The sequence below is a fragment of the Paenibacillus aurantiacus genome (genome assembly GCF_042431225.1).
GTDB classification, from domain to species: domain Bacteria; phylum Bacillota; class Bacilli; order Paenibacillales; family Paenibacillaceae; genus Paenibacillus_Z; species Paenibacillus_Z aurantiacus.
The window spans coordinates 17,960-44,075 of sequence record NZ_JBHMDO010000008.1 but is presented as its reverse complement, the minus strand read 5'-3'; the positions used below and the strand labels follow the sequence as shown (position 1 = coordinate 44,075).

Below are 26,116 nucleotides of genomic sequence, written 5' to 3'. Positions count from 1 at the left end.
TCCGCTTTACTTCTTTTCTTTGCGGATAAAAGCCGCCGTCGCGTTGCCGCCGGACTTCTTCCGCTTCTTGCGCGGCTTACCGGCTCCGGCTGGTGCGCCCTCTGGCGCCGGAGTCGTCTCGACCGTGCCGCCTTCCGGACGCGCCGCGTTCGGATTGAACACCTCGCTCACGCCGCCGGACTTCTTCTTGCGCCGCGAGCGGCTTCCGCCGCTAGCGTTGCCGCCCTGGCCTTGGCTCGCATCCGCCCCGCCGCCGGCATAGCCGCCGCGAGCTCCGCCTTGCACAGCGCCGCCGCTGCGCGAACCGCCCGACGCGCCGCCGCTTCTGCCGGCTCCGCCGCTTCTGCCAGCCCCGCCGCGACCGCCGCCGGAACGATTACCGCCCGAGCGATTGCCGCCGGAGCGGCCCCGGCGATCGTTACCGCCCGGTCCGTTGAAGTGCTCATACTCGCCGTCGTCGATAACGCCGCCGGTGCCGAGAATCGGGAGCCCCCACATGTCGGTCCGTACGCCGCCTTTGCGCTTGCCGCCCGAACGGGCGCCGCCGCTGCGGTCGCCACCGGTTGCCGACTCTTCGCCACGAGTGCCCCCGGAGCGATCGCCGCCGTCCTCGGAGACGCCCAGGATCTTATCCAAGTTGAAATCATCTTCCGGCTTCCAGCCCGGCCGTTCCGCTCCTCCGCTAGGCTGTCGGCGGCCCGGTGCGACGAACACGCCGCCTTGAGCCGGACGCAAGCCTGCGCCTGCAGCGCCCGCTTCTCCGCCGCGACCGCCTTTGCGACGTCCGCCGCGCCCTTGCTCCGCAGCCGCCGGTGCCGGACGGTTATCCCCGCCTCGGCGTCCGCCGCGCTGCCCGCGATCGTCGCGCCCGCTTGCGCTGCGATCATCGCCGCGCTCGCGTCCGCGTCCTTGGCCTTCGCGTCCGCCGCGTTCTCGGCCGCCGCCTTGACCGCCGCGTCCGCGTCCGGCGCGAAGCGCCTTCTCCAGCTCGCGGTCGGTATTGCGGGAGCTCGAGTCGAGCAAGGCGAAATCGATCGTATGCTCGTCCATGTTGACGTTCTCCACGCGAACGCGCACTTCGTCGCCGATCCGGAAGATGCGCGACGTACGCTCTCCGATGAGCACCATGTGCTGCTCATGGAAGTGATAGTAGTCGTCATTCAGATCGCTAAGCCGAATGAGTCCTTCCACGGTGTTCTCCAACTCGATGAAGATACCGAAGCTCGTCACGCTGCTAATGATGCCGTCGAACTCCTCGCCGATCTTATCCAGCATGAACTCCGCTTTCTTCAATTTCTCCGTATCCCGCTCCGCCTCGACCGCCACGCGTTCGCGTTCGGACGACTGCTGCGCGATCTCCGGCATCCGCTGCGCCAGCGTGTCCATCCGATCGTCTGGCAGCATGCCGCCGTTCTCGAACACCTCGCGCATGACGCGGTGGATGACCAAGTCCGGATAACGGCGAATCGGGGATGTGAAGTGGGAATAGAATTCCGCCGCCAGGCCGAAGTGACCGAGGCTCTGCGCTTCGTAGCGCGCCTGCTTCATGGAGCGCAGCATCATCGTCGAGATGACCGTCTGCTCCTTGGCACCGCGAATCTCATCCAGCAGCGTCTGCAGCGAGCGAGGGTGAATCGTATTCCCCTTGCCCTTGATCTGATAGCCGAAATTCGCCGCGAACTGCACGAACGTCATCAGCTTCTCGGAGTCCGGGTTCTCGTGAATGCGGTACAGGAACGGTACTTTCAGCCAGAAGAAATGCTCCGCGACCGTCTCGTTCGCCGCCAGCATGAACTCTTCGATGATCTGTTCGGCTACCGAGCGCTCGCGCTTGATGATGTCGGTCGGCTTGCCCTCGGAGTCGACGAGCACCTTCGCTTCCACGAAGTCGAAGTCGATCGCGCCGCGCTTGATCCGCATATCCCGCAGGCGCATCGCGAGCTCTTCCATCAGCTTGAACGTATCGACCAGTTCGGCGTAACGCTCCGTCACTTCCGGATCTTCATTCTGCAAAATCTTGCGCACATTCGTATACGTCATGCGCTCCTTCGTCTTAATGACGCTCGTGAACACATCGTGGCGCACCCGCTTCAGCGTCTTCGCGTCGAACTCCATCTCGCATGACATCGTCAGCCGATCCACTTGCGGATTAAGCGAGCAGATTCCGTTAGAGAGACGGTGCGGCAGCATTGGAATGACGCGATCGACCAAATACACCGAGCAACCACGACGGTAAGCTTCCTGATCCAGCGCGGACTTCTCCGTGACGTAGTAACCAACGTCCGCAATATGTACGCCGAGCACGTAGTTGCCGTTCTCGAGCCGCTCCACGTTGACCGCATCGTCGAGGTCCTTCGCGTCTTCGCCGTCGATCGTCACGATGACCTTGCTGCGCAGATCGCGGCGTCCCTGGCTGATGATCTCCTCTTCGGTGATCGTTTCAGGCGCCGCTTCCGCTTCGGCCATGACGTCGTCCGGGAAGCTTTCCGGCAGGCCATGCTTGCGGATAATCGAAAGAATATCGACGCCCGGGTCGTCCTTATGCCCGAGAATCTCGATAATCTCGCCTTCCGCCGCCGAACGGCCTTCCGGATAGGAGACGATGCGCACGACGACCTTCTGCCCGGATACCGCCCCTTTGAACTCGCCCTTCGGGATGAAAATGTCGCGGTTAATCCGCTTGTCGTCCGGCATCACGAACCCGTACGCCTCGTGATTCTCGAACGTGCCGACGACTTGGGTCACGGCGCGTTGGACGATTCGCACCACTTCGCCCTCCATACGGCCGCCGCCGGTCTTCGCCGTAACGCGCACGAGCACCGTGTCGCCGTTCATGGCGCTCTTCAAGTCGTTCGCGTGCAAATACACGTCCGGATGGTCCTTCTCCTCCGGCAGCAAGAACGCGAACCCTTTGGCATGGGCCTGGATGCGCCCGCGCAGCAAATTCATCCGCTCCGGCACCCCATAACGGTCGTTCGAGGTACGGAGGATTTTGCCTTCGTCCTCAAGCGTGTTCAGGAGGACGAGGAACGACTTGAAGCTCTGCGCGTCCTCGCTGCCGAGCTGTTCCGCCAGCTCCTGATATGTCATCGGCTTATACGCCGATTCTTTCATGAATTCAAGCAGTTGCTGCTCTGTGATCATAATGCCTCCACTTAGCGGATGATAGATTTACATATAGATTTAGTATACACGAAATCATGCAGCGCCATCCGCTTCACCGAAAATATTTACCACCGCGCAAATAGCGGCCGCACGCTACTTCCGCTACCTCATCCTTCACACCAACCATCGTCCTTATAAACAAAATTTCCGAATTCCGCGATTCTCATGCACGAACGTACAGCGCTATCCCGCGAAAAGGCGAAAAGCGCCCGGTCGGCAACCTCTGCCGACCGAACGCCTCTCGTTCCCCCAATATCCGCCTTACTTCACGCCCGTCTTGTTGTAGTTCCCGCAATTGCCCGTAATCGCTTCAGCCGTCTCATCCAGCGCCGCATGCCGCTCCTTCTGACCGGGGAACGCTTCTTCAGCCGTCGTCGTCTCCACCTGCTGACGAGCCTCCGGGAACACGCCCACGACCATGCCTTGCGTCGGGCACATCCGTTCTCGTCTGGTGCAGCTGGTCGACCACCATTTGGAACTGCGGATATGGGGCCATGTTGTCCTTCACGATCTGCTTGTCGTACGCCTTCGTCGTAATCGGAAAGTAGCCGGTCTGGATATGCCATTCCGCCTGCGTCTTCGGCTCGACGAGATATTTGATGAATTCCCACGCCGCCTTCTGCTCGGCTGCTGGCTTGTTGTTCAGCACCCATAGGCTCTCCGCGCCTAACACGGCCACGTCTTCCTTCGTGCCCGCTTGCACCGGCAAGAGCACCGTTCCGACCTCGAACTTGCCTCCGACGCCGTCGACGATGCCGCGCAGCGAAGCCGAAGAGTCCAGCGTCATCGCGAATTGGCCGGCGATGAACGCCTTTCTCGCATCATTCGTCTTGCGACCCAGGCCGCGCGCATGCTCGCCGTCGACAAGCGTTGTCCACCAAGCGAGCGCCGGCACGGCCGCTTCGTCATTCACGGACGGTTCCCATCCGGGCGCCGTGCGTCCATTGCACTTATGCGCGTATTCCGTTCTTGGGTTCGCGGAGAGCTGTTCCAGGGACCCGCTATCGGTTGCGAACGATGCACGCGTCACGCTGCCCATACTCAACTGCTTGACCGCTTCCGCCACCTCAGCGAGGGTCGCAGGCGGATGCTCCGGATCCAATCCCGCTTCCTTGAACAGCGTCTTATTGTAGTAGAGAATCGGGCTGGATATATGGAAAGGCATCGCATTCAGCTGGCCATCGAACGTAGCGTACTGACGAATGTTCGGTTCGAGCGCAGACACGTCATACCCTTCAGCGTCGATGAACTGCTGCACAGGCTTAACCGCCCCGGAGTCAATCAAATGCCGCGAGCTTGCCCCATCCATCTGGATGAGCGTCGGACCGGGATTGGCGTCCATAGCGGCCTGCATATCGTTCAGGCTTGCGCCGAAGGTACCTTGGTATACCGCTTCGACCCGGATCCCAGGGTGCCACGCGTTGAAATTCGCCGCCAGCTGCTTCGCAGCTTGGCCGGGCTCCCCATCCATCGAATGCCACCATACGACTTTGACCGGCTCATCCCCCGCCTTCGCTTCGACCGAATGCACGCTGGTCGGAGTCACTTCCGCCGTTTGCATCGCATCCATCGTCGCTTTATCGACGTTAATGCTATCGCCGTCATTAACATTCCCGGTGCTTCCACAAGCCGTCGTCGCCAGAGACAGCACGATCAGGGCGATTACCCAATCGTTTCTCCGATAACGCACAGTCATGGTTACGCCCCCTCTCCCGCAGCAGCTACCATCGATCCTGTCAGGCATCCTTTTGCCTTTCCTTTCGCCAATACCTTGCACTTCCGCCAGTATAAATTCCAACTGTTCGGCGCGTATCATCCCCGTGCTAAGGAATTGTATATCGGGGACTTGCCTTCGCAATCCGTTCATATTCATTCTGTAAATGACACCGCGTCCGCCCGCTTGTAGGCAGCAAAAAAGAGACCTCTGCCGAGGTCTCTTCGCGAACATGCCTGTAGAGGGGCATCCCCCGTTTGTTCAACGCTGTCAGGTTAAGGAAAAACGTCCGGTGAAGCCATCAATGACCCACAGTTGACGGGCTTATGTCACTTAGGACTGACTTCAAAACCGACTGAAGCTTTGTCCGCGAGGACAAAAGCGTGCCCCGCTCAAGTCAACCCGCCGACCGAGAACAATGGTGGCAGCACGAAGAAGGGAGTCCAGAGGTAAACGTTTCCGGATGGAAAACGACATCGGAAGCATATGCTCAGTCCTTTGGTTCCCCTCAGCGGAGGGGGCAATGCTGTCAGGTTAAGGGAAAACGCCGGTTGAAGCACCAACGGCCTATAGTCGACAGACGACTTAGGCTTTCGAACTGACATCAAAACCAACTGAAGCCTTGTCCGCGAGGACAAAAGCGTGCCACGTTCGAACCCACCCGCCATCCGCGAACAAACGTGTCAGCACGAAAAAGGGAGTCCAGAGGGCGAAGTCCTCTGGTTCCCCTCTGCGGAGGGGGAAGGGGCGAGGGGCAACAAAAGCGGGGTCAAAGGGGCGGAGCCCTTCTTAACCTGACAGCATTGGCGGAGGGGGAAGGGGGAGGAAGCAACAAAAGTTGGGTCAAAGGGGCGGAGGCGCTCTTAACCTGACAGCATCCCCCTCGTTTGTTACCGGACACAGCCCGCTTCCGGGCAATAAAAAAAGCGGCAGCTTCCGCCCCGCCTTGGTACGACTTATTTCACGAGATACGCAACGATCAGCGCACAGATGAAAAATCCTGCCGCCACACCGATTGTCAACCGCTGAAGGAACAGATCCAAGCCGCGTGCTTTATTCTTGCCGAACAGATGCTCTGCACCGCCGGAGATGGCACCCGAAAGACCCGCGCTCTTGCCTTTCTGCAGAAGTACGACCGCGATCAAGGCCAGCGAGAAAATAATCAGCAACACTTTGAAGAAAATATCCACAGTTCCACCTCCAACGCCAAAAGCATCAGCATTTTGCCGTAGCTCCCATCGCAATGGACAAGAGCCTATAGACAGCAGACTTATTGTATCATAGCACGCAGGCGACTTCAACTCAGCAATAGGAAACTTTCGCTAATTATTTACAGCATCCCGTTCGAGCGGAAGAAATCGAGCGCCGCCTCCGCGCACGCTAGCGATGATGCGTTCTCGAACTCCTCCTGCTCCACGAACAGGTATTCGATTCCCGCCTGCTCCGCGATCGGCAGCACGCTCTTCAAATCGACGATGCCTTGTCCGATGACGACGTCCTTGCGTCCCTTGTCGAAATCCTTGCAATGCGCGAGCGGCACGCGGCCTGCGTATTTCTTCACATAGTCCGATATCTTGAAACCCGCCAGGTGCATCCAACCGAGATCAAACTCGGCCACCAGCAGCTCCGCCGGCACCGTCGACAGCAGATGGTCGATGATCGGCTTGTCATCCACGAGCTTGAATTCGAAATCATGGTTATGATAGCCCAATTGAAGTCCCGCCTGCGCCGCCTGTTTGCCCGCCAGCTCCAGCATGCCTGCCAAATGCTTCACGTCATCCGCCGTCGGCGTCTCCGGCAGCGGCGCCCACGGCACGATCAAGTATGTGATGCCAAGCATCTGCGCCGTCTTGATCTGCTTCGCTAGATCGGCCGCCATATTGGCGGGTTCGCCGAAGTTGAGCCCGACATGCGCGGAAGGCGCCTTCAGCTGCAGCTCGTCAACCAGCGCCTTGATTTCCGAAGCCGGCGTATTATAATACCCCGCGAACTCGACCGCCTGATAGCCCATCTCCGCTACCTTGCGGATCGTGCCTAGGAAATCCTTCTCCGTCTGATCGCGTACGGTGTACAACTGCAAGCCGATCAATGGTTTGGCGATATGCTCCACCTCGCTTTCGTTCGTATGCGTCCCCATCCTCGAACTCGAATGTTCGGGGCTGCCGTTACCACCGGGATTGCCCGATCGGCGCGTGCGACCGTGTTTCCCAAGCCCGAGATCAAATCAGTCTAATTCTTCACCCCGCTCATTGTGCCCTACGAGGAAGAGGTCCAACCGTCCGGTCCCATTACGAGAACTATCCGCCCCCGGAACACATGCCCGCCCTCCTGCTCTTTTCCGCACCGCGCGCGCCTCCCGGCGCGCGTGCCATCGCGGTACACAGTGCTCCGCCACACGTCGGCGGTCAAATCTCGGTATGGTGCTAACGCGGTCCCGCTTGCAGACTAACAAGCCGTCCGCATACCTCGCTTCTCTAGCCAAGACGCTTTGCTTCCTGACCTCTCCGCACAAAAAAAACGCGGCGGCTATCCGTTAGGATAACCGCCGCGCGGCGCGCGATTACTTGAAGTTTTTCAGGTTGTAGAACGCGCTTTTGCCTGCGTATTGCGCCGTGGAGCCGAGTTGGTCCTCGATGCGGAGCAATTGGTTGTATTTCGCTACGCGGTCCGTACGGGACGGAGCGCCTGTTTTGATTTGGCCTGCGTTCGTCGCAACAGCGATGTCGGCGATCGTGTTGTCTTCGGATTCGCCGGAACGGTGGGAGATAACCGCTGTGTAACCAGCGCGTTTCGCCATTTCGATCGCGTCGAACGTTTCCGTCAGGGAACCGATTTGGTTCACTTTAACGAGGATCGAGTTGCCGATGCCTTTCTCGATACCTGTGGACAGGCGCTCAGTGTTCGTTACGAACAGATCATCGCCAACGAGTTGAACTTTGCCGCCCAGTTTCTCGGTGAGCAATTTCCAACCTTCCCAGTCGTCTTCGGAGCAGCCGTCTTCGATCGTGATGATCGGGTATTTGTCTGCCCACGAAGCAAGCAGGTCTACGAACTCAGCTGGCGTGAAGGATTTGCCTTCGCCTTCGAGGTGGTATTTGCCGTCTTTGAAGAATTCCGTCGATGCAACGTCCATACCGAGGAATACGTCAACGCCTGGCTTGTAGCCTGCGCGCTCGATCGCGGAGATGATCGTCACGATTGCTTCTTCGTTGGAGCCCAGGTTCGGCGCGAAGCCGCCTTCGTCGCCAACTGCCGTGTTCAGGCCTTTTTCTTTCAGAACCGATTTCAGGTTGTGGAAGATTTCAGCGCCGATACGGAGCGCTTCACGGAAGCTCTCTGCGCCAACCGGCAGAACCATGAACTCTTGCACGTCGATGTTGTTGTCCGCGTGCTCGCCGCCGTTTACGATGTTCATCATCGGAACCGGCAGAACTTTAGCGTTGAATCCGCCCAGGTACGTGTACAGCGGAACGCTCAGTGCGTCAGCAGCTGCTTGAGCAACAGCCATCGATACCGCGAGGATGGCGTTAGCGCCCAGCTTGCCTTTGTTCGGCGTGCCGTCAAGTTCGATCATTTTACGGTCGATCAGCACTTGGTCCAGTGCATCCAGGCCGATGATTTCAGGCGCGATGATGGAGTTGACGTTGTCAACAGCTTTCAGAACGCCTTTGCCGAGGTAACGGCCTTTGTCGCCGTCGCGAAGCTCGACTGCTTCGTATGCGCCAGTGGATGCGCCGGATGGTACGATTGCACGGCCTTTGCCGCCGGATTCCAGATGAACTTCTACTTCTACCGTCGGGTTACCGCGGGAGTCAAGCACTTCGCGTGCATATACGTCAGTAATGATAGACATGGTACGGAAACACTCCTTCAAGGGTTATTGTCAAATTCCAATCTATAGTAAACCAAATTCCGGCGCCGGACAAGCGCCCGGCGCCGATCTTCATTTACTCTTTAATGAGCGCGTGGCCCGTCATCTCTTCCGGCTTGGCAAGACCGAGCAAGCTGAGAATCGTCGGGGCGATGTCCGCCAGAATGCCGTCTTCACGCAGCGTCGCGCCCTGCTTCGTCACGATGAACGGAACCGGGTTCGTCGTATGCGCCGTGAACGGACGGCCGTTATCGTCGATGACCATGTCCGCGTTGCCGTGGTCGGCCGTGATCAGCGCCACGCCGCCTTTGGCCAGCACCGCTTCCACGACTTTGCCGAGGCACTCGTCCGTCGCTTCGACCGCCTTGATCGTTGGCTCCAGCATGCCGGAGTGGCCAACCATGTCAGGGTTGGCGAAGTTCAGGATGATCGCGTCGTGCTTATCCGCTTCGATCTCGGCCACGGCCGCAGCCGCGACTTCATAAGCGCTCATCTCAGGCTGCAGGTCGTAAGTCGCGACCTTCGGCGAGTTGATGAGAATGCGCGTCTCGCCCGGCAGCTCGACGTCGCGGCCGCCGCTGAAGAAGAACGTCACGTGCGGGTATTTCTCCGTCTCGGCGATGCGCAGCTGCTTCTTACCGTTCTGAACGAGCACCTCGCCCAGCGTGTTGTCGAGATTCTTCGGCTTGTAAGCGACGAAGCCCCCTACGCTCTCCGCGAACAGCGTCAGCGCGACGAAGTACAGCTCGCTCGGCACGTTAGCGCCGCGGTCGAAGCCGCGGAAATCGCTGTTCGTGAACACTTGGGACAGCTGGATCGCGCGGTCCGGGCGGAAGTTGAAGAACACGACGGCATCGCCGGTCTCAACAAGCGCGACCGGCTTGTTGTCCGCGCCAATGATGACCGTCGGCATGACGAACTCGTCGAATACCGATTTCTCGTACGATTCGACGACCGCTTGGATCGGATCGGTGTATTGCGGACCTTCGCCGTACACCATGGCGCGGTACGATTTCTCCGTGCGCTCCCAGCGCTTATCGCGGTCCATCGCGTAGTAGCGGCCTTGCACGGTCGCGATTTGGCCTACGCCGATCTCTTCGATTTTCGCTTGGAGCTGCTCCAGATAGCCTTTCGCGCTGTCCGGCGCTACGTCGCGGCCGTCGAGGAACGCATGGATGTACACTTCATGCAGATCGCTCTTCTTCGCAAGTTCCAGCAGGGCGAACAGATGCGCGATATGGCTGTGCACGCCGCCATCCGAGAGGAGGCCGTACAGATGAAGCTTCTTGCCATTGTTCTTCGCGTGATCTACCGCGCCTTGCAGCGTCTCGTTCTCGAAGAATTCGCCTTCGCGGATCGATTTGCTGATCCGGGTCAGGTCTTGATACACGATGCGTCCGGCGCCGATGTTCAAGTGGCCAACTTCGGAGTTGCCCATTTGACCTTCCGGCAAACCTACCGCTTCGCCGCTTGCAGTCAGCGTCGTATGCGGATACGTATTCCAGTAGCGGTCGTAATTCGGCTTGTTCGCCTGCGCGACCGCGTTGCCTGTTACGTCATTCCGAAGGCCGAAGCCGTCGAGAATGATCAGCGCAACCGGTTTAGGTGCCGTCATCTTACTTCGCCCCCTCGACCAGCTGGATGTAGGAGGCCGCTTCCAAGCTTGCGCCGCCTACGAGTGCGCCGTCGATGTTCGGTTGAGCCATGTACTCCGCGATGTTGTTCGGCTTTACGCTGCCGCCGTACTGAATGCGTACCGCTGCCGCCGTAGCCGCATCGTACAGGCCTTCAACGACGCCGCGGATGTAAGCAATAACGTCCTCTGCATCTGCGGATGTCGACGATTTGCCGGTGCCGATCGCCCAGATTGGCTCGTACGCGATAACCACGTCAGCCGCTTGCGCCGCGGACAGACCTTGGAACGCCGCTTCGGTTTGCACTTTGCAGACGTCCTTCGTTTGGTTCGCTTCACGCTCTTCCAGCTTCTCGCCTACACAGACGATTGGCAGCAGGCTGTGCTTGAATGCCGCTTGGACTTTCTTGTTCACGATCTCGTCGGTCTCGCCGAAGTAAGCGCGGCGCTCCGAGTGGCCGATGATGACGTATTTCACGCCGAGGTCCTTCAGCATAACGCCGCTGATTTCGCCCGTGAACGCGCCGTTATCTTCGAAGTGAAGATTTTGGGCGCCGATCGCAATGCTCGTTCCTTTAGCCGCTTCAACAAGAGCCGGCAGCGTCGTGTAAGGTGCGCAGATGACGGATTCTACACCGTCAACTGCAGCGACGCCTTTCACGTCCGCAAAGAACGAGACCGCCTCGGACACGGTTTTGAACATTTTCCAGTTACCCGCAATAATCGGTTTACGCATGTTCGAATTCGCTCCTTAACCTATCTCGTACTCGCTTGTTTTAACCCTATTCTCAATAAATCTTATTTATCGTTAAGCGCTACAACGCCTGGGAGCGCTTTGCCTTCCATGAACTCCAGCGATGCGCCGCCGCCCGTGGAGATGAAGTCCATTTTGTCGGCCAGGTGGAATTTCTCCGCTGCCGCCGCCGAGTCGCCGCCGCCGATAACCGTGTAGCCGGACGTCTCTGCGCATGCGCGCGCAACGGCTTGCGTACCGTGGGAGAACGGCTCGATCTCGAATACGCCCATTGGTCCGTTCCACACGACCAGCTTCGAGTTCTTGATGACGTCCGCGTAGATCTCGCGCGTCTTCGGACCGATGTCGATGCCTTCCCATTCAGCCGGAATGCCGTCAATGTCGACGATTTGCGTATTGGCGTTCTTGCTGAAGTCGTCAGCTACGACGATATCAACCGGGATGAGGAAGTTTTTGCCGAGCGACTTGGCTTTCTCGATGAACTCGAGGGCCAGGTCCAGCTTGCTGTTGTCGACGAGCGATTTGCCGATCTCGTGGCCTTGCGCTTTGAAGAAGGTGTAGGACAGGCCGCCGCCGATGATGATGTTGTCCGCGATCTCGATCATTTTGTTGATGACGTCGATTTTGTCTTTAACCTTCGAACCGCCGACGATCGCCGTGAACGGACGCTCCGGGTTGTTCAGCGCTTTGCCGAGCACGTCCAGCTCGCGCTCCATCAGCAGGCCGGATACCGCCGGCAGGTGATGCGCGATGCCTTCCGTCGAAGCGTGCGCGCGGTGAGCCGCGCCGAAAGCGTCATTGACGAACAGATCCGCAAGCTCCGCGAATTGCTTCGCAAGTTCGGCGTCGTTCTTCTCTTCGCCCGGGTAGAAACGAACGTTCTCGAGCAGAAGCACGTCGCCTGCATTCAGAGCCGCGACTTGCGCTTTCACTTCTTCGCCAACCGCTTCGTTTGCTTTCGTCACCGGCTTGCCGAGCAGCTCGGACAGACGGGCTGCTTGCGCCGTAAGACGAAGCTCTTCTACGACTTGGCCTTGCGGACGGCCCATATGGCTCGCCAGGATCACTTTCGCGCCGTTCTCGATCAAGTAGTTGATGGTCGGCAGCGTCTCGCGGATCCGCTTGTCATCCGTGATTGCGCCGTTCTCTACAGGCACGTTGAAGTCCACACGCACAAAAACGCGTTTGCCGCTCAATTCGACGTCGCGTACACTCTTCTTGTTCATTGCGTTTCCCTCCCGGTATGTTGAACCCCTATCCCATGTCGGCTTCAGAGTCCGCTATCTATATCCACGCTCCACTGCTATCCTATGGCTGTCCCTCTTGACCGGGGACATGCTCGTTATGGTCTCGTTTAAGTATGACAAACTGTAGCGAAGGAGCTGCGGTCAGCAGCTCCTTCGTCTCTATTCAAAAGTCGGCTATTACAGACCTTTGGATGCGATATATGCAGCCAGGTCAACAACGCGGTTGGAGTAGCCCCACTCGTTGTCATACCAGGAAACGACTTTAACCATGTTGCCTTCTACAACCATCGTCGACAGCGCGTCGATCGTCGAGGAAGCTGGGTCGCCGTTGTAGTCGCTCGATACAAGCGGCTCTTCGGAGAAGTTAAGGATGCCTTTCAGCGGGCCTTCGGAAGCGGATTTCAGCGCAGCGTTGACTTCTTCAACCGTTACGTTGACTTTCAGCTCAGCAACGAGGTCCGTTACGGAAACGTTAGGCGTAGGAACGCGCATAGCCATGCCGTTCAGTTTGCCTTTCAGCTCAGGCAGTACCAGGGATACCGCTTTAGCAGCGCCCGTGGACGAAGGAATGATGTTCTCAGCAGCTGCGCGAGCACGGCGCAGGTCTTTGTGAGGAACGTCGAGAACGGATTGGTCGTTCGTGTACGAGTGAACAGTCGTCATCATGCCTTTAACGATGCCGAACTTGTCGTTCAGGACTTTCGCGAATGGCGCCAGGCAGTTCGTCGTGCAAGAAGCGTTGGAGATAACCGTGTGAGCGGATGGATCGTATTTGGCTTCGTTTACGCCCATAACAACGGTGATGTCTTCGTTCGTAGCTGGAGCGGAGATGATAACTTTCTTCGCGCCGCCTTTCAGGTGAAGCTCGGCTTTTTCTTTCGCCGTGAAGATACCCGTCGATTCAACGACGATCTCTGCGCCTACGGATGCCCAAGGAAGGTTCTCTGGGTTACGCTCAGCGAATACTTTGATTTCTTTGCCGTTTACGATCAAGGCGCCTTCTTTAGCTTCTACGGTGCCTTCGAATTTGCCGTGCGTCGTGTCATATTTGAGCAGGTGAGCCAGCGTGTTCGTGTCTGTCAGGTCGTTGACTGCAACGATCTCTACGTTCGGGTTGTTGAAAGATGCGCGGAATACGTTGCGGCCGATACGGCCAAATCCGTTAATACCTACTTTTACCATGTTAGTTCTGCCTCCTAAAGGTAATTTTCAATATATCTCAAGACCTCGTGCAAGCACTGCCTTGCGGCTTTGCTCGCGTCGGTCAAGATCACGTATTGCTATTCGAAGCTTCCCGGTCGAGCAGCGCGGCGATCTCTAGCGCGGCCGCCTCATCGGTGACGAGCACATCGTCGTGCCCGAATTGCATAATCGCGGCAATTGCTTCGCCCTTGCTGCGTCCGCCAGCGATCGCAATGACCACTTCGGTCGCCATGATGTCTTCGAGCCGCAGTCCAATAGTAGGCATGCGGTGTACGACGGTGCCGGTCCGGTCGAAATAATACCCGAACGCCTCGGCGTGCGCCCCTTCCGATTGCAAAGCCTCGAAGAAGGTCGCGTCCAGCCGTCGTCTGCGTGCCATGACCATAGCGTCCCCGATGCCGTGTACGACAATGCGGGCGCTTCGGATGACATCCACGATTTCTCGCACGTTCGGTTCCTGCATGAGCGTCGTGTACGCTTCTTCGCCCAGATGATCCGGTACGTGCAGCAGCCGGTATTGCGCTCCCGTCCGTTTGGCCATCGTAGAAGCCAGCGTATTCGCCTGATAGTCCATGCTTTCGCCGAGTCCGCCTCGTGCAGGCACGAACCAATTACCTTTCAGCGGCGTCTGCGTCGTCAGCTGATTGGCTACTTGCGCAAGTGTCGTGCCGCCAGTGATCGCGACGACGTCGTCTTTCTCCATATACTTGCGCAGCACGGCGCATCCGGCTAAGCCAAGCTCGCGTTTGGTATGCCGCGAAGTATCGGAATCGCCAGGCACAATCACGACCTGCTTCAATCCATACCGGGTGCGAATGCGTTCCTCCAGATCAGACAAGCCGAACATCTGCTGATAGTGCGGCTCCATCTCGTCCAGAAGTTTCTTACCCTCTTCTGTAATGCGCATACCGCCTGCCTCGATCTGAAGCAGTCCTTGCGATTTCAGAAAATCGGTCTCGGCCCGTAATACCCGCTCCGTCATCTCGAGCGAGGCTGCCAGCGTGCGGCGTCCGATCATATCAGAGAGCATCACCTGGCGGAGGATGAGATAACGCTTCTTCATCACAACGAGCAGATCCGGCAGGAGCTTCTGTTGTATTTCGATGAGAGACTGCATGCTGCTCACATCCACTCCATTATTGCCGAATTGGGCCCCAAACTAACAGGGACACGAAGCGTCCCACCTGTTCATTTTAAGTCCCACCTTTATTGTACTCCAATCCTCTAGGAGGAGCAAGTTGGGTTTTCCAAATGAAACCGGTTACCGGTGCCCTTTTGCATATTTTTTTCTTTTTGAAGCTACTTGCATTTTCGTTTTGTTTGGGTTACAATGAATCTCGCTATCGCTTATTGAATACGCGCCCGTGGTCCAATGGATATGACGTAGGCCTCCGGAGCCTGAGATCGAGGTTCGATCCCTCGCGGGCGCGCCATCTAACTTCACAACTGAACGAATAACGCAGCAACAACCGGCCATGGCCGGTTTTTTTGTTTTTATAGTCTGACCATTTTTGACTTTTGCGAAGCAATCCGGTATGATGAGCTTACGCTAACATAGCCTGCCCCGGATCGGGTTTTAAACCCGCGGGCCGAGGCAATACTTGATAACCATTAAGGAGGGACTTGGACATGAATTTCGTACCTATGGTCATTGAGCAAAGCAACCGCGGCGAACGCGCCTACGACATTTACTCCCGTCTGTTAAAGGATCGCATCGTCTTCCTCGGCACGCCGGTGAACGACGTCGTCGCCAACTCCATCATCGCGCAATTGCTTTTTCTGGCGGCGGATGATCCGGAGAAAGACATTTCGCTTTACATCAACAGTCCTGGCGGTTCAGTCTCCGCAGGTCTCGCCATATTCGATACGATGCAGTTCATCAAGCCGGATGTCTCCACGATCTGCGTCGGACTCGCTGCTTCCATGGGCGCATTCCTGCTGGCCGCTGGCGCCAAAGGTAAACGTTTTGCCCTTCCGAACAGCGAAGTCATGATTCACCAGCCGCTCGGCGGCGCGCAAGGACAGGCAAGCGATATCGAGATCCGCGCCAAACATATCCTCAAGACCCGCGACACGCTCAACCGGATCTTGTCCGAGCGTACGGGACAGCCGCTGGAGAAAATCGAGCGCGATACGGACCGCGACTATTTCATGAGCGCAGCAGAAGCAGCCAACTACGGCCTCGTCGATAAGGTCATCGAGAAACTGTAACACTCCTCATATTCATAAAGACCCGGCAGCTCGCATGCCGGGTCTTTATTTATTCTCCAGACACGAAATCCTCTTATTATCACAGAAGCTTCGCGTTGTCAAGAAATATTCAATGCTCCGAATTCATGACCACGCCAAGCCGCTTTCATGATACGATGTACTAAATCATTCCAATTACACCTTACGTTAGGGCATATCAAATTTTATTTTATGGAGTTGCTTTCGTTATGAATCGATCACAATCTGCCGCAAGTGTTCGCTCCTTTCTTCGTCACGAGAGTGAAGATCCTGCGTTTTATGAATCTTATCCTCCTGCGTTCGGCGTCTCCTTCATCCGGGAATCGGACAATTCGCCGTCCGAGCCGAATATTTATTTGCCCATGCAAGACAAATCGATGCTGCTTCGCCCGCTTAGCGATACGCACCTCTTAGAGGTCTATCACGAAGCCAAAGCGATGCGTCTGTCGCACGAATTCATCGCCCTCATCGAACAAGCGCTTGAACAGCGCGGCATCTCGCTTATCGACAACGACAACAATTAACCGCGCGACTTCACTTCCTACGAGAACCGGTCGTCATACAAGCCCAGAGAAAAAGGCAGCTGCCGTCACCGGCAGCTGCCTTTTTCTTATTGCATATCGTAGGAAACGGTCACGCTCGTGCCGATCGTGATCTCGCCGGTCTGCACGGAGCTTCCGCCCGCCATGTCGGCCGTGGATTCCGCCATGAGCTTCGCCGTTTGGAAGATCGGCACGCTCGCGACGTTCCCCTGCGTAATGTTGACCACTTGTTTCACCGCGCGGCCGCCGGCTTTCGCGAGCACGTCGGCTTTGCGCTTCGCCTGGGCCATCGCCTTCTCCATGGCCTGCAGTTCGTATTGCTCTTGATTCTCCACATCGAACCGGATCCCGTCAATGCGGTTGGCCCCAGCGGTCGATAAGTTATCCAGCAGCGCGCCGATGCCGTCGAGTTTGCGACTCGTAATCTCGATACTGTGCGTCGCGGTGTACCCGATAATTTTGCTCGTGCCGTCCTTCTCATTGTACTGATACTGCGGCTGAACATAGAAGCCCGTCGTCTTCACGTCTTTCTTATCCAACTTGTAGGTCGTGAAGAGCAGCTTCTCGATCGAAGCGAATTGGGCCGCGTTCTTCGCCTGCGCTTCCTTGGCCGTCGCCGCTTTCGTCTCCACCCCGACATTCATGTATGCCACATCCGGCGCGACCTTAATCTCGCCCTTACCCTCTACCGTAATCAGTCCCCGCTCTACGCTCACCGTCTCCGCCGCCTTTACGAAGGGGGTTGGACCGCCGGCCCCGATTATCGTTCCGAACCCGATCGCCACCGCGAGCGCGGGCACCAATAGCAGCATCGGCCGCTTTTTCCCTTTGCTTGTCTTACTCTGCTGCTCCGTCTGTCCGTCATGCGTGAATCGTGTCATCGCATCCCAACACCCTTCTTCTTGGTTTGTGACTACTAAACGTATTCGCTGCCCGAATTGTTGCACGTCCTTAAGCATTTCCGCTTCGACGGTGAATCAACAGCCTGCTTATGACGGATATGCCCGTTCCGCAGCCTCAAGAGGTGCGCCTCCCAGCACGCGCGAAACTAAAAAAAGCCCCCTTCCGGGAGCTCTTCCTTTGGTCCATTATTGGTTCTCCAGTTCTTCCTTGCTGACCAGGTTCACTAAAGCGGTTACAGCTTGATCGGCGTCCGATCCTTCCGCGCTGATTGTCACCTCGGTACCGGAGCTGATGGCCAGGCTCATAATACCCATAATCGATTTCGCGTTCACTTTCTTATCGTCCTTCTCTACGAAGACTTCGGACGAGAACTTGTTCGCTTCCTGAACGAAAAGCGCGGCCGGTCTTGCGTGGAGACCTGTTTTCAGACGAACGACAACCGGGTGCCTTGTCATCAAAACCTTACCCCCTATACGAAATTCAATCGTGCGATTCACGAGTGCAAAACGTCATTTTAATCAACATTATATCACTTTTGTTGCGCAAGCACTAGCCTTGCACTTAGCCATTCCGTAACTTTTCCGCAATCTCGTCGATTTTGCGCAGCCGATGGTTGACGCCGGACTTGCTCACCTTGCCCTTAAGCATCTCCCCGACTTCCTTCAAGTTCATGTCCGGATGCATGAGACGGATTTCGGCAACTTCTCGCAGCTTATCGGGCAGGCTATCGAGGCCGACTTGTTTCTGCAGCAGCTTTATATTATCGATTTGACGCACGGCGGCGCCGATCGTCTTATTCAAATTCGCCGTCTCGCAGTTGACGATGCGATTGACGGAATTGCGCATGTCGCGCATAATGCGGACGTCCTCGAACTTAAAGAGCGCCTGATGCGCGCCGATAATGTTCAAAAGCTCGATAATTTTCTCGCCCTCTTTCATGTAGAAGATAAAGCCTTTCTTCCGCTCGATGCATCTAGCGTTCAAGTCGAACTTGTTGGCCAGTTCTACGAGCGCCTGGCAATGCTCTTCATACATGCAGGCGATCTCCAGATGATAAGAGGAACCCTCCGGATTGTTGACCGATCCGCCAGCGAGGAACGCCCCGCGCAAATAAGATCGTTTGCAGCACGATTTGCGGAGCATCTCCTTGTCTATGCCCTGATTGAACATGAAACCTTCGGAGACGATACGCAGCTCGCTTAGAATCTCTTGCACGTTGACCGGGATGCGGACAATGTAGACATTGTTTTTCTTTAGCCGCATCTTCTTGCGCACGAGCAGTTCGGTATGTACCGCAAACTGTTTTTTGATCAGCGAATAGATTCGCCTTGCGATTGCGGCGTTCTCTGTCGAGATATCGAGTATGACTTTGCGATTGGAGAGTTGAACGGAGCCGTTCATTCGAATGAGCGCGGACAGTTCCGCCTTTTCGCAGCACGGATCGGCTTCAATCATCGTCAATTCTTTCTTCGTTTGCGCTGCAAAAGACATCGTTGTTCACCTCTTTCGATTCATCCAATCTTCGACAAGCTGATAAATATGGTGACTCAGCCGCGCCGCGTCGTGCCGCAAATACGTGCGGAACAGCACAAGCCGGTCGGCAATGACCTTGTAGCCTCGGCTCTGGACTTCCTCCAGATCCAAATGGACGGCCTTGGCGCCTTTCTCGGCGTAACGTTCTTGCACCTGCGGCGGAATTTCGCCGTTGTTCACGATGACATAGTCGAACAGATGCTTGCCGATATGGGCATGCACCGCGTCGAGATGATCCCCGACCGAATAATCGTCCGTCTCGCCCGGTTGCGTCATGACGTTGCAGACGAACATCTTGACCGCATCCGATTCGACGATCGCTTCAGCTAACTTCGGCACGAGCAGGTTCGGTATAATGCTCGTATATAGACTTCCCGGTCCAATCAGGATGGCATCCGCTTCCCGAATCGCTTCGACCGCTTCTTCCAGCGGCTCGACCTCTGCCGGCTCGATGAATACCCGCTTGATCGCTTGCCCCGCCTTCGGGATGTTCGATTCCCCCGTTACAATGGAGCCATCCTCCATCTCGGCGTGCAGCACGATCGCTTGCCCCGCCGCCGGAAGCACGCGCCCCCGAACGGCCAATACCCGGCTTAATTCCCGGACGCCCGTCACGAAATCGCCCGAGATTTCCGTCATCGCCGCCAGCATGAGATTGCCTAGACTATGTCCGGCAAGCCCCGCTCCTGTATTGAACCGGTATTGCAGCATCTGGGCGAGCAATGGTTCGACGTCCGCAAGGGCGATGAGCACGTTGCGGATATCGCCGGGCGGCGGCATTTGGAGCTCGCTGCGCAGGATGCCCGAGCTGCCCCCGTCGTCCGCCACCGTCACGATGGCGGTAATATCAAGCGGCTTCTCCTTCAATCCCCTCAGCATAACGGAGAGCCCCGTACCGCCGCCGATGACGACAATACGGGGAAGTCGTTCTTCTGGTGTCGTGCGTTTCTGCTTCATCCGTTCACCTCTAGTGCCGATCGCGTTCCGCATCGCGGTGGCTGACCCGGATCGTCTCGGTATCGCTTGCGCCCAGCATGCGGCCCAAGTATTCGGCGATCGCGACCGAGCGATGTTTGCCGCCCGTGCAGCCGATCCCGATGACGACCTGGCTCTTGCCTTCTTTGCGGTATTGCGGAATAAGGAATTGCAGCATATCGAGCAGCTTTGTCAGGAATGTTTGCGTCTCCGGCCACTTCATGACGTAGTCGTACACTTCAGGATCCTGGCCCGTGTTCGGGCGCAGCTGCTCGACGTAATGGGGATTCGGAAGAAAACGAACGTCGTAAATCAAGTCCGCGTCAATCGGGATGCCGTACTTGAACCCGAACGAGGTAACATTGACCGAAATCGAGCTTTGGTCCACGTTCGTGAATCGCGACATGATCCGGTCCTTCAACTGCAGCGGCTTCAAGCTGCTCGTGTCGATCACCTGCGTCGCCCAGCCCTTCAAATCTTCCAGCAGGCGGCGTTCATGCTGAATGCCTTCCAGCGGAAGCCCTTCGGGAGCAAGCGGGTGGCGCCGGCGGCTTTCCTTATAGCGCTGCACGAGCACGCTATCCGTCGCGTCGAGAAACAGAATCTCGTACCCGATCGTGTAGTGGTCCTTCAAATAATTCAGCGACTCCGATAACGCCGTGAAAAACTCCCGTCCACGCAGGTCGATGACCAGCGCGACCTTGCCGATTTTGCCGTTCGACTGCTCGATCAGCTCGGCGAATTTCGGGATCAGCACCGGAGGTAAATTGTCGACGCAGAAAAAACCGAGATCCTCGAGGCTCTGCACCGCGATCGTTTTGCCCGCGCCCGACATCCCTGTGATGATGACCAGTTTCGCCATCGCCGTTCCCGTTTCCATCGCCGGTTCCTCCTACCCAAATCGAAAATAACGCCGTCCGGCGCCGAAGCGCCGAACCGTAGGCGTCTTATGTGAAAGCAAGCTCTGCTCGTTGATCGTCAGACCTGCTTCAATTACGAACGAATAATAAGTCCTGCCGCGCCGACGACGCCTGCGTTGTTGCCCAGTACGGCCGGCACGATTTCCACGCCTTCTGCGACGATATCCGGCGTTGCCTTTTGGAAGGCCTCACGGATCTGCTCGAACAAGAACTCGCCTGCCTTGGAAACGCCGCCGCCCACAATGAAACGCTGAGGGTTCAGCACGACCGCGACTTGCGCCATGGACTTGCCCAAGTAGTACGCTGCGCGCGTCACGATGCGGGCTGCCACTTCGTCGCCTGCCTTCGCCGCGTCCACGACATCCTTGGCCATAATGTTCGGCACGAACGACAGGGACGTCCGGTCGCCGCGTTCTACCGCGTCCTTCGCCATGCGGATGATGCCCGTCGCGGACGATACGGTCTCCAAGCAGCCCATTTTGCCGCAGCCGCATTGAATCGCTTCCAGGTCCGGCACGATGGACATATGGCCGAGCTCGCCCGCCATGCCCGCGAAGCCCTCCACGATTTTGCCGCCGATGATGATGCCGCCGCCAACGCCCGTACCGAGCGTGTAGCAGACGCAGTGATCCACGCCGCGACCCGCGCCGGCCCAAGCTTCGCCAAGCGCCGCAACGTTCGCGTCATTGTTGACGAGCACCTTCTTGCCAAGCTTCTCTTCGAGAATCGCCTTCAGCGGTACGTTGCGGAAGCCGAGATTCGGGGAAAATTTAATGATGCCGTTCGGAATATCGAGAAAACCGGCGGTACCGACGCCGACGCCCTCCACTTGTTCCCAGCTGTACGGAGATTGCTCGACGATGAGCCGCGCGTAGGAAGCGATATTGTTGCACGCCACTTCCGTGCCTTTATCGGCCTCCGTCGGTCCTTCGTACGTATGAAGCAGTGCGCCGTTCAAATCGCAAATCCCTACTTTGACGGAAGTGCCGCCGATATCTACGCCAACAACAATTTTCTCAGACATGAATAAAGCCACCTCTACAATAATGGTTGGGTTGCTGCTGTTCCCACTATAAGTGACGCCAAAGGAGGCGGTCAAGACTCTCTAGCAGGAGCGGCGCGTTGACGCGAAACGACGCTGCCTGGATCAGATCCGGCAGCGTCCCTTCAGTTGGCGTCCGGCGATGCGGCCGCCTTAACCTTGCTTGAATTACAACGACTGACTCCAATCATGAACCGCGTGTCCTTCGAGGAACTTCTCGCAATCGAGCGCCGCCATACAGCCGCTGCCCGCCGCGGTGACCGCCTGTCTGTACTTGTTGTCTTGCACGTCGCCGCAGGCAAAGATGCCCGGGATACTCGTCTCGCTCGTGCCCGGCTTCGTGATCAGATAGCCGGTCTCGTCGACCTCCAGCTGGCCGCCAAGGAACTTCGTGTTCGGCGTGTGGCCGATCGCCACGAAGATGCCGTTCGTCTCCAGTACTTCCTCTTCGCCGCTCGCGTTGTTGCGAACCTTAAGTCCCGTGACGCCCATCGGGCCGGCCACGACTTCCAGCGGCGTGCGGTTAAGCGCCCAGCTGATCTTGCCGTTCTCGCGTGCCCGATCCTGCATGATCTTCGAGGCGCGCATCTCCTCGCGGCGGTGTACCAGAACCACTTCCGATGCGAATCGCGTCAGGAAATTCGCCTCCTCCATCGCCGAGTCGCCGCCCCCGACGACGATAATCTTCTTCCCTCGGAAGAAGAAACCATCGCACGTCGCGCAGGTGCTCACGCCGCGGCCGACATTCTCGCGCTCGTTCGGGATGCCCAGGTACTTCGCCGACGCCCCCGTCGAGATGATGAGCGTCTCTGCCTGCAATTCGCCTTGTCCTTCCACCTGCAGGGTGAATGGACGCTTCGACGTATCGACCGAGTTGACCCAGCCGGTGCGGAACTCCGCGCCGAAGCGCTCCGCTTGCTTGCGCATGTTCGCCATGAGATCAGGACCCATGATCCCTTCCGGGAACCCTGGGAAGTTCTCCACTTCCGTCGTCGTCGTCAATTGGCCGCCGGGCTCGGGACCTTCAATGACCAGCGGGTTCATGTTCGCCCGCGCCAAGTAGATCGCTGCCGTCAATCCGGCTGGACCAGTACCGATAATAATCGCCTTGTACATTCGAGAATGCCTCCTTTGCTATCCAACCTGCGCCCGCCATGGCCGGGGCCTGCACGCATGAACATCGCGAATGCCCAACGCGTTGCTTATGCTTCGCCTTTGGTGTCCAAGGCAGGGAAGATCATTTTCATTTTTTCCTTAATCCCGCAAATTTCATCAATACGCTTGGCGCATTTGCTTACCGTTGCGATCGACGTTCCGTAACGCTCCGACACTTCGTGGTACGAAATCGTCCGCCGGTGCATCTTCGCCGTCAAATATTCCAGCGCGGCCGCCCATCCTTCAACCTTACCCAGCTTGGGCGCATCCGGATACACGCGGGAGAGAAAATCGATCCACAGCGTCAGCAAGTCGTGCTGCTGAACCAGATCGTATTGCTTGTTCATCCGTCCGAGCGCGGCTTCGAGCACCTCCTGCCACTTCGGGTCCCACTCCGGCAGGCGCGAAGGCATGCGGCTGTGCTCAATCGTCGTCGCCTTGCCTTCCAAGTGAGCCTCCAGCGCCTCGTGCACGCCGATCGTACGAAGGACGAATACCGCAATACGCTTCAAGTAGTCGTCTTCCTGTTCCTCTTGGATAAACGCGCGCAGCGCGTCTTTCACTTCGTTGTCCGCGATCATGCCGAGCGCCTGAATGACCTGCAGCTTCGTGCCGCGGTCGCCATGGCGCAGCGCCCAGAAGAACGAGGAACGCACGAGCGGGTCGCGTTTCAAGTGGTCGGGCAGCGTCTCGCTCGATTTCTCCCACAACTTGAATTGCTCTTCGAACGGCAGATGATAGTGATAGCTCGCAATACCGGTTTCCCCACCGGCGCGAACGCGCGTCAGTTGCTCCAAATAATAGCCGGGCACGTTCGATTTCGGATCCATCTTCGCCGCTTGCTGCCAGAATCGTTCAGCCTCGTTCATACGCCCGATATTCCAAGCCGCTACGGCCGTGTAATGATACAGGCAGGCATCGTCGCGCAGTGCGCCGTCCTTCATCAGCCGGAGGAAATGGCGATACGCCTGGCCATGCTCGCCGAGTATCCCCATCGTCGTCGCCAGCTTGAACACATGCTCTTGATGGAACGGCACCGTCTTGCGCAGCAGTTCGACGAGCGGCCGGAGCGCTTCCGTGTCGCCGGCATGCTGATGGAAAATCGCCAGATTGCACAGCGCGTGCAAATTACCGGATTCCTGCGCGAGCACTTCCTGGATCGTTGTCATGGCTTTGTCGAACAGGCCCATGTAATAATACGCCAGTGCCAGGTTGTTGCGGGCCGCCAGGAACTCACCGTTCTTCTCGACGATCGTCTCCAGCAGGCGCACGGCCTCCGCGAACTTGCCTTCCTCCAGCATCGCGCGGGCTTGGTCATGCTCGAAATATCCTTCGCGCGCCTTGACCGACGCGATCTTCATCGGACGCTCCAGCTCGTAATGAAGCAGCTCCATCATCTCTTCCGCTTCGTCAAGGAACTGGCCCTCGGCGTCCTCCTCGAGATAGCGAATCAGCGCGTCTTCGGCTGCCTCGTATTGCTCCATGTTGGCGAAATTGTTCGCCATATAGAAGTGGCACTCCGTCATCGCGGGGTCGAGCGTGTCGACGATGCGGCGGAGCACGTTGTTGGATTCCTCATAGTTGCCCATCTCGGACAAGATCCCGGCCATGTTGCAATGGTTGACCGGATTGTCCGGCTCGTATTCGACCGCGCGGCGAAAATACTTCAGTGCCTTGTCATAATGATATCGATCCAGCGAGCGCACCGCCCGTTCGAAAAAGAAAGTGGCGTCCCAGTGAATCGGTATGATGTTTGTTTTATGACTTGGCGCGGCCGCACGCTTCTTCTCTTTCATTCGCAAGGCACCTCCCCGGTCCATCCTTAAAGTTGCTACGATTATACCATAGCGCAGCCTATCCATACACGAAAAGAATATGCAAGATGAAACAGTTAGCACCAGTTTGAAGTGGCAGCGCGCGTTTCATTACTGATCAGCTGAGTGGTTTGCGTTCACAATCCGAGGATTGTGAATGCAGCATTCAGCGATGGTGAAACACAGGATGCATAGCCATGAAAGTTATGCATTCTGCATGGGGACGAAATCGCGGACGTACCCGAAGCAAGGCGGCAGCCCGCTTCCTGCCCCAATACGAACGCGCTTCTCGCGCGCGGTTTCGTAAGGGAGGGGTGTACGGGAATTCTGCCGCCTTTGCCTCTGATTCGTCCGCGATTCGATTGTCGTGCTAATGGCGGGATCGGCTTAGATGCCCGCGTTTTTGAACAATGTGCTGATCGAACCGCCTTCGATGATGATCCGGACCGTCTCGGCCAGAATCGGCGCCACGGAGAGCACCTTGAACCGGTCGGAACGGTTATCCGGAAGCGCGATCGAGTCGGTTACGACGACTTCTTTAATATTCGGGTGGTCCAATCGCTGCAATGCAGGGCCGGAGAAGAGCGGATGCGTCGCGCACACGTAGACGTCATGCGCCCCGCGTTCCTTCAGTCCCTCTACGACGTTGACAATGGTCGTGCCCGTATCGATCAGGTCTTCGATAATGATCGGCGTCTGGCCTTCGACGTCGCCGATGACGTGCGTAATGACCGATTCATTATGAGCCGGACGCTTCTTGATCATGATGGCGAACGGCGCATCCAGGTAATTGGCGAGTTTCTCGGCCGTGGAAGCGCGTCCCGCGTCCGGTGAAACCACGATCGGATTCGGAATGTCTTTCGATTTCAAATAGTCGCTGATCAAGTCCAGGCCAGTCAAATGATCGACCGGAATGTTGAAGAACCCTTGGATCGCCGGCGCATGCAGATCGATCGTCACGACGCGCGTCGCGCCGACCGTGCTGAGCACATCCGCCAGCATTTTCGCCGAAATCGGCTCGCGCGGTGCGGCTTTCCGCTCCTGGCGCGCATAACCGTAATACGGCACGACAATATTCACCGTGCGTGCGGAAGCGCGTTTCGCGGCGTCAATCATGACGAGTAGTTCGACAAAATGATCGTTGATCGGATGCGAGAACGACTGCACCAGGAAGACGTCGCAGTTGCGGATCGTCTCCTCGTAGTGGACGTAGATCTCGCCGCTTTTGAAACGGGACACTTTGATTTTGCCAAGCGGCAGGCCGAGTTCGGCGCTGATCTGCTCGGCAAGCTTCGGGTTCGAGGAACCCGAAAAAATACGCACCTTGTCGCTAAACATGATACCCTCCTGAGCGATTAGACCACTAAATTTGCATAACGTAGCTTGTTTCGACAACTTCCATTATACATAACTTTA

The 26,116-nt window shown here is 57.2% G+C and carries 22 protein-coding genes and 1 tRNA gene; 3 read left to right on the top strand and 20 right to left on the bottom strand.

The genetic code is table 11. The features are described from left to right. Window positions 1–6: 6 nt before the first annotated feature. The 11 genes from rnr to ACFFSY_RS03395 form a co-directional block, all read right to left on the bottom strand. Window positions 7–3,144 (bottom strand): ribonuclease R, encoded by a 3,138-nt coding sequence (gene rnr, locus ACFFSY_RS03445; protein ID WP_377489926.1) that lies wholly within the window; start codon window positions 3,142–3,144, stop codon window positions 7–9. A 282-nt stretch (window positions 3,145–3,426) separates the two neighbouring features. Next, on the bottom strand, window positions 3,427–3,549 hold the full coding sequence (locus ACFFSY_RS03440; protein ID WP_377489923.1) for a hypothetical protein: 123 nt from the start codon (window positions 3,547–3,549) through the stop codon (window positions 3,427–3,429). Next, entirely contained in the window at window positions 3,530–4,861 is a 1,332-nt protein-coding gene (locus ACFFSY_RS03435; protein WP_377489920.1) for an ABC transporter substrate-binding protein, read from the bottom strand. The genes ACFFSY_RS03440 and ACFFSY_RS03435 overlap by 20 nt, the downstream gene beginning before the upstream one ends. 974 nt (window positions 4,862–5,835) lie before the next feature. After that, window positions 5,836–6,069: a preprotein translocase subunit SecG gene (secG, locus tag ACFFSY_RS03430; RefSeq protein WP_377489917.1), complete on the bottom strand. Its 234-nt coding sequence runs from the start codon at window positions 6,067–6,069 to the stop codon at window positions 5,836–5,838. A 140-nt stretch (window positions 6,070–6,209) separates the two neighbouring features. Beyond that, complete coding sequence (locus ACFFSY_RS03425) at window positions 6,210–7,016, bottom strand: sugar phosphate isomerase/epimerase family protein (protein WP_377489914.1); 807 nt, start codon at window positions 7,014–7,016, stop codon at window positions 6,210–6,212. Window positions 7,017–7,439: 423 nt separating this feature from the next. Continuing rightward, window positions 7,440–8,732: a phosphopyruvate hydratase gene (gene eno / locus ACFFSY_RS03420; RefSeq protein WP_377489911.1), complete on the bottom strand. Its 1,293-nt coding sequence runs from the start codon at window positions 8,730–8,732 to the stop codon at window positions 7,440–7,442. A gap of 94 nt (window positions 8,733–8,826) precedes the next feature. Next, the gene (gpmI, locus tag ACFFSY_RS03415) at window positions 8,827–10,365 is read right to left on the bottom strand and encodes a 2,3-bisphosphoglycerate-independent phosphoglycerate mutase (RefSeq protein WP_377489908.1); all 1,539 of its coding nucleotides are present in this window, start codon (window positions 10,363–10,365) and stop codon (window positions 8,827–8,829) included. A 1-nt stretch (window position 10,366) separates the two neighbouring features. Beyond that, complete coding sequence (tpiA, locus tag ACFFSY_RS03410; protein WP_377489905.1) at window positions 10,367–11,119, bottom strand: triose-phosphate isomerase; 753 nt, start codon at window positions 11,117–11,119, stop codon at window positions 10,367–10,369. 62 nt (window positions 11,120–11,181) lie between these two features. Then, window positions 11,182–12,363, bottom strand: coding sequence for a phosphoglycerate kinase (locus ACFFSY_RS03405; RefSeq protein WP_377489902.1), 1,182 nt, complete (start codon window positions 12,361–12,363; stop codon window positions 11,182–11,184). A 198-nt stretch (window positions 12,364–12,561) separates the two neighbouring features. Then, a complete protein-coding gene (gap, locus tag ACFFSY_RS03400) occupies window positions 12,562–13,566 on the bottom strand; it encodes a type I glyceraldehyde-3-phosphate dehydrogenase (RefSeq protein WP_377489899.1) in 1,005 nt (334 codons plus the stop codon). Between the two features lie 88 nt (window positions 13,567–13,654). Then, complete coding sequence (locus ACFFSY_RS03395) at window positions 13,655–14,704, bottom strand: sugar-binding transcriptional regulator (RefSeq protein WP_377489896.1); 1,050 nt, start codon at window positions 14,702–14,704, stop codon at window positions 13,655–13,657. Between the two features lie 241 nt (window positions 14,705–14,945). On the opposite strand from ACFFSY_RS03395, the gene ACFFSY_RS03390 reads away from it, so the two are divergent. The 3 genes from ACFFSY_RS03390 (at window position 14,946) to ACFFSY_RS03380 (ending at window position 16,340) form a co-directional block, all read left to right on the top strand. Further along, a tRNA-Arg gene (locus ACFFSY_RS03390) sits at window positions 14,946–15,020 on the top strand. Window positions 15,021–15,216: 196 nt separating this feature from the next. Further along, a complete protein-coding gene (gene clpP, locus ACFFSY_RS03385) occupies window positions 15,217–15,798 on the top strand; it encodes an ATP-dependent Clp endopeptidase proteolytic subunit ClpP (protein ID WP_377489893.1) in 582 nt (193 codons plus the stop codon). Between the two features lie 227 nt (window positions 15,799–16,025). After that, entirely contained in the window at window positions 16,026–16,340 is a 315-nt protein-coding gene (locus tag ACFFSY_RS03380) for a sporulation histidine kinase inhibitor Sda (RefSeq protein WP_377489890.1), read from the top strand. Window positions 16,341–16,426: 86 nt separating this feature from the next. On the opposite strand, the gene ACFFSY_RS03375 is transcribed toward ACFFSY_RS03380, so the two are convergent. The 9 genes from ACFFSY_RS03375 to ACFFSY_RS03335 form a co-directional block, all read right to left on the bottom strand. After that, complete coding sequence (locus tag ACFFSY_RS03375) at window positions 16,427–17,239, bottom strand: SIMPL domain-containing protein (RefSeq protein WP_377489887.1); 813 nt, start codon at window positions 17,237–17,239, stop codon at window positions 16,427–16,429. A gap of 207 nt (window positions 17,240–17,446) precedes the next feature. Continuing rightward, window positions 17,447–17,716 carry an HPr family phosphocarrier protein gene (locus ACFFSY_RS03370; protein ID WP_090583454.1) on the bottom strand — a complete coding sequence of 90 codons (270 nt, stop codon included), beginning with the start codon at window positions 17,714–17,716 and terminating at the stop codon, window positions 17,447–17,449. 106 nt (window positions 17,717–17,822) lie between these two features. Then, a complete protein-coding gene (whiA, locus tag ACFFSY_RS03365; protein ID WP_377489884.1) occupies window positions 17,823–18,752 on the bottom strand; it encodes a DNA-binding protein WhiA in 930 nt (309 codons plus the stop codon). 6 nt (window positions 18,753–18,758) lie between these two features. After that, window positions 18,759–19,751, bottom strand: coding sequence for a gluconeogenesis morphogenetic factor MgfK (mgfK, locus tag ACFFSY_RS03360; RefSeq protein ID WP_377489881.1), 993 nt, complete (start codon window positions 19,749–19,751; stop codon window positions 18,759–18,761). A gap of 10 nt (window positions 19,752–19,761) precedes the next feature. Next, window positions 19,762–20,649: an RNase adapter RapZ gene (rapZ, locus tag ACFFSY_RS03355; RefSeq protein ID WP_377489878.1), complete on the bottom strand. Its 888-nt coding sequence runs from the start codon at window positions 20,647–20,649 to the stop codon at window positions 19,762–19,764. A gap of 113 nt (window positions 20,650–20,762) precedes the next feature. Next, window positions 20,763–21,713: an ROK family glucokinase gene (locus ACFFSY_RS03350; protein WP_377489875.1), complete on the bottom strand. Its 951-nt coding sequence runs from the start codon at window positions 21,711–21,713 to the stop codon at window positions 20,763–20,765. A 186-nt stretch (window positions 21,714–21,899) separates the two neighbouring features. Beyond that, window positions 21,900–22,847 (bottom strand): thioredoxin-disulfide reductase, encoded by a 948-nt coding sequence (trxB, locus tag ACFFSY_RS03345; protein ID WP_377489872.1) that lies wholly within the window; start codon window positions 22,845–22,847, stop codon window positions 21,900–21,902. Window positions 22,848–22,933: 86 nt separating this feature from the next. Continuing rightward, entirely contained in the window at window positions 22,934–24,682 is a 1,749-nt protein-coding gene (locus tag ACFFSY_RS03340; RefSeq protein ID WP_377489869.1) for a tetratricopeptide repeat protein, read from the bottom strand. A gap of 405 nt (window positions 24,683–25,087) precedes the next feature. After that, window positions 25,088–26,038: a ribose-phosphate diphosphokinase gene (locus tag ACFFSY_RS03335; RefSeq protein ID WP_148933208.1), complete on the bottom strand. Its 951-nt coding sequence runs from the start codon at window positions 26,036–26,038 to the stop codon at window positions 25,088–25,090. Between the last annotated feature and the right edge of the window lie 78 nt (window positions 26,039–26,116).

What these genes read in the sequence shown, in the direction of transcription:
- rnr (WP_377489926.1), bottom strand. Translation starts at nt 3,144, where the DNA reads ATGATCACAGAGCAGCAACTGCTTGAATTCATGAAAGAATCGGCGTAT.
- ACFFSY_RS03435 (WP_377489920.1), bottom strand. Translation starts at nt 4,861, where the DNA reads ATGACTGTGCGTTATCGGAGAAACGATTGGGTAATCGCCCTGATCGTG.
- ACFFSY_RS03425 (WP_377489914.1), bottom strand. Translation starts at nt 7,016, where the DNA reads ATGGGGACGCATACGAACGAAAGCGAGGTGGAGCATATCGCCAAACCA.
- eno (WP_377489911.1), bottom strand. Translation starts at nt 8,732, where the DNA reads ATGTCTATCATTACTGACGTATATGCACGCGAAGTGCTTGACTCCCGC.
- gpmI (WP_377489908.1), bottom strand. Translation starts at nt 10,365, where the DNA reads ATGACGGCACCTAAACCGGTTGCGCTGATCATTCTCGACGGCTTCGGC.
- tpiA (WP_377489905.1), bottom strand. Translation starts at nt 11,119, where the DNA reads ATGCGTAAACCGATTATTGCGGGTAACTGGAAAATGTTCAAAACCGTG.
- ACFFSY_RS03405 (WP_377489902.1), bottom strand. Translation starts at nt 12,363, where the DNA reads ATGAACAAGAAGAGTGTACGCGACGTCGAATTGAGCGGCAAACGCGTT.
- gap (WP_377489899.1), bottom strand. Translation starts at nt 13,566, where the DNA reads ATGGTAAAAGTAGGTATTAACGGATTTGGCCGTATCGGCCGCAACGTA.
- ACFFSY_RS03395 (WP_377489896.1), bottom strand. Translation starts at nt 14,704, where the DNA reads ATGCAGTCTCTCATCGAAATACAACAGAAGCTCCTGCCGGATCTGCTC.
- clpP (WP_377489893.1), top strand. Translation starts at nt 15,217, where the DNA reads ATGAATTTCGTACCTATGGTCATTGAGCAAAGCAACCGCGGCGAACGC.
- ACFFSY_RS03380 (WP_377489890.1), top strand. Translation starts at nt 16,026, where the DNA reads ATGAATCGATCACAATCTGCCGCAAGTGTTCGCTCCTTTCTTCGTCAC.
- ACFFSY_RS03375 (WP_377489887.1), bottom strand. Translation starts at nt 17,239, where the DNA reads ATGACACGATTCACGCATGACGGACAGACGGAGCAGCAGAGTAAGACA.
- ACFFSY_RS03370 (WP_090583454.1), bottom strand. Translation starts at nt 17,716, where the DNA reads ATGACAAGGCACCCGGTTGTCGTTCGTCTGAAAACAGGTCTCCACGCA.
- whiA (WP_377489884.1), bottom strand. Translation starts at nt 18,752, where the DNA reads ATGTCTTTTGCAGCGCAAACGAAGAAAGAATTGACGATGATTGAAGCC.
- mgfK (WP_377489881.1), bottom strand. Translation starts at nt 19,751, where the DNA reads ATGAAGCAGAAACGCACGACACCAGAAGAACGACTTCCCCGTATTGTC.
- rapZ (WP_377489878.1), bottom strand. Translation starts at nt 20,649, where the DNA reads ATGGAAACGGGAACGGCGATGGCGAAACTGGTCATCATCACAGGGATG.
- ACFFSY_RS03350 (WP_377489875.1), bottom strand. Translation starts at nt 21,713, where the DNA reads ATGTCTGAGAAAATTGTTGTTGGCGTAGATATCGGCGGCACTTCCGTC.
- trxB (WP_377489872.1), bottom strand. Translation starts at nt 22,847, where the DNA reads ATGTACAAGGCGATTATTATCGGTACTGGTCCAGCCGGATTGACGGCA.
- ACFFSY_RS03340 (WP_377489869.1), bottom strand. Translation starts at nt 24,682, where the DNA reads ATGAAAGAGAAGAAGCGTGCGGCCGCGCCAAGTCATAAAACAAACATC.
- ACFFSY_RS03335 (WP_148933208.1), bottom strand. Translation starts at nt 26,038, where the DNA reads ATGTTTAGCGACAAGGTGCGTATTTTTTCGGGTTCCTCGAACCCGAAG.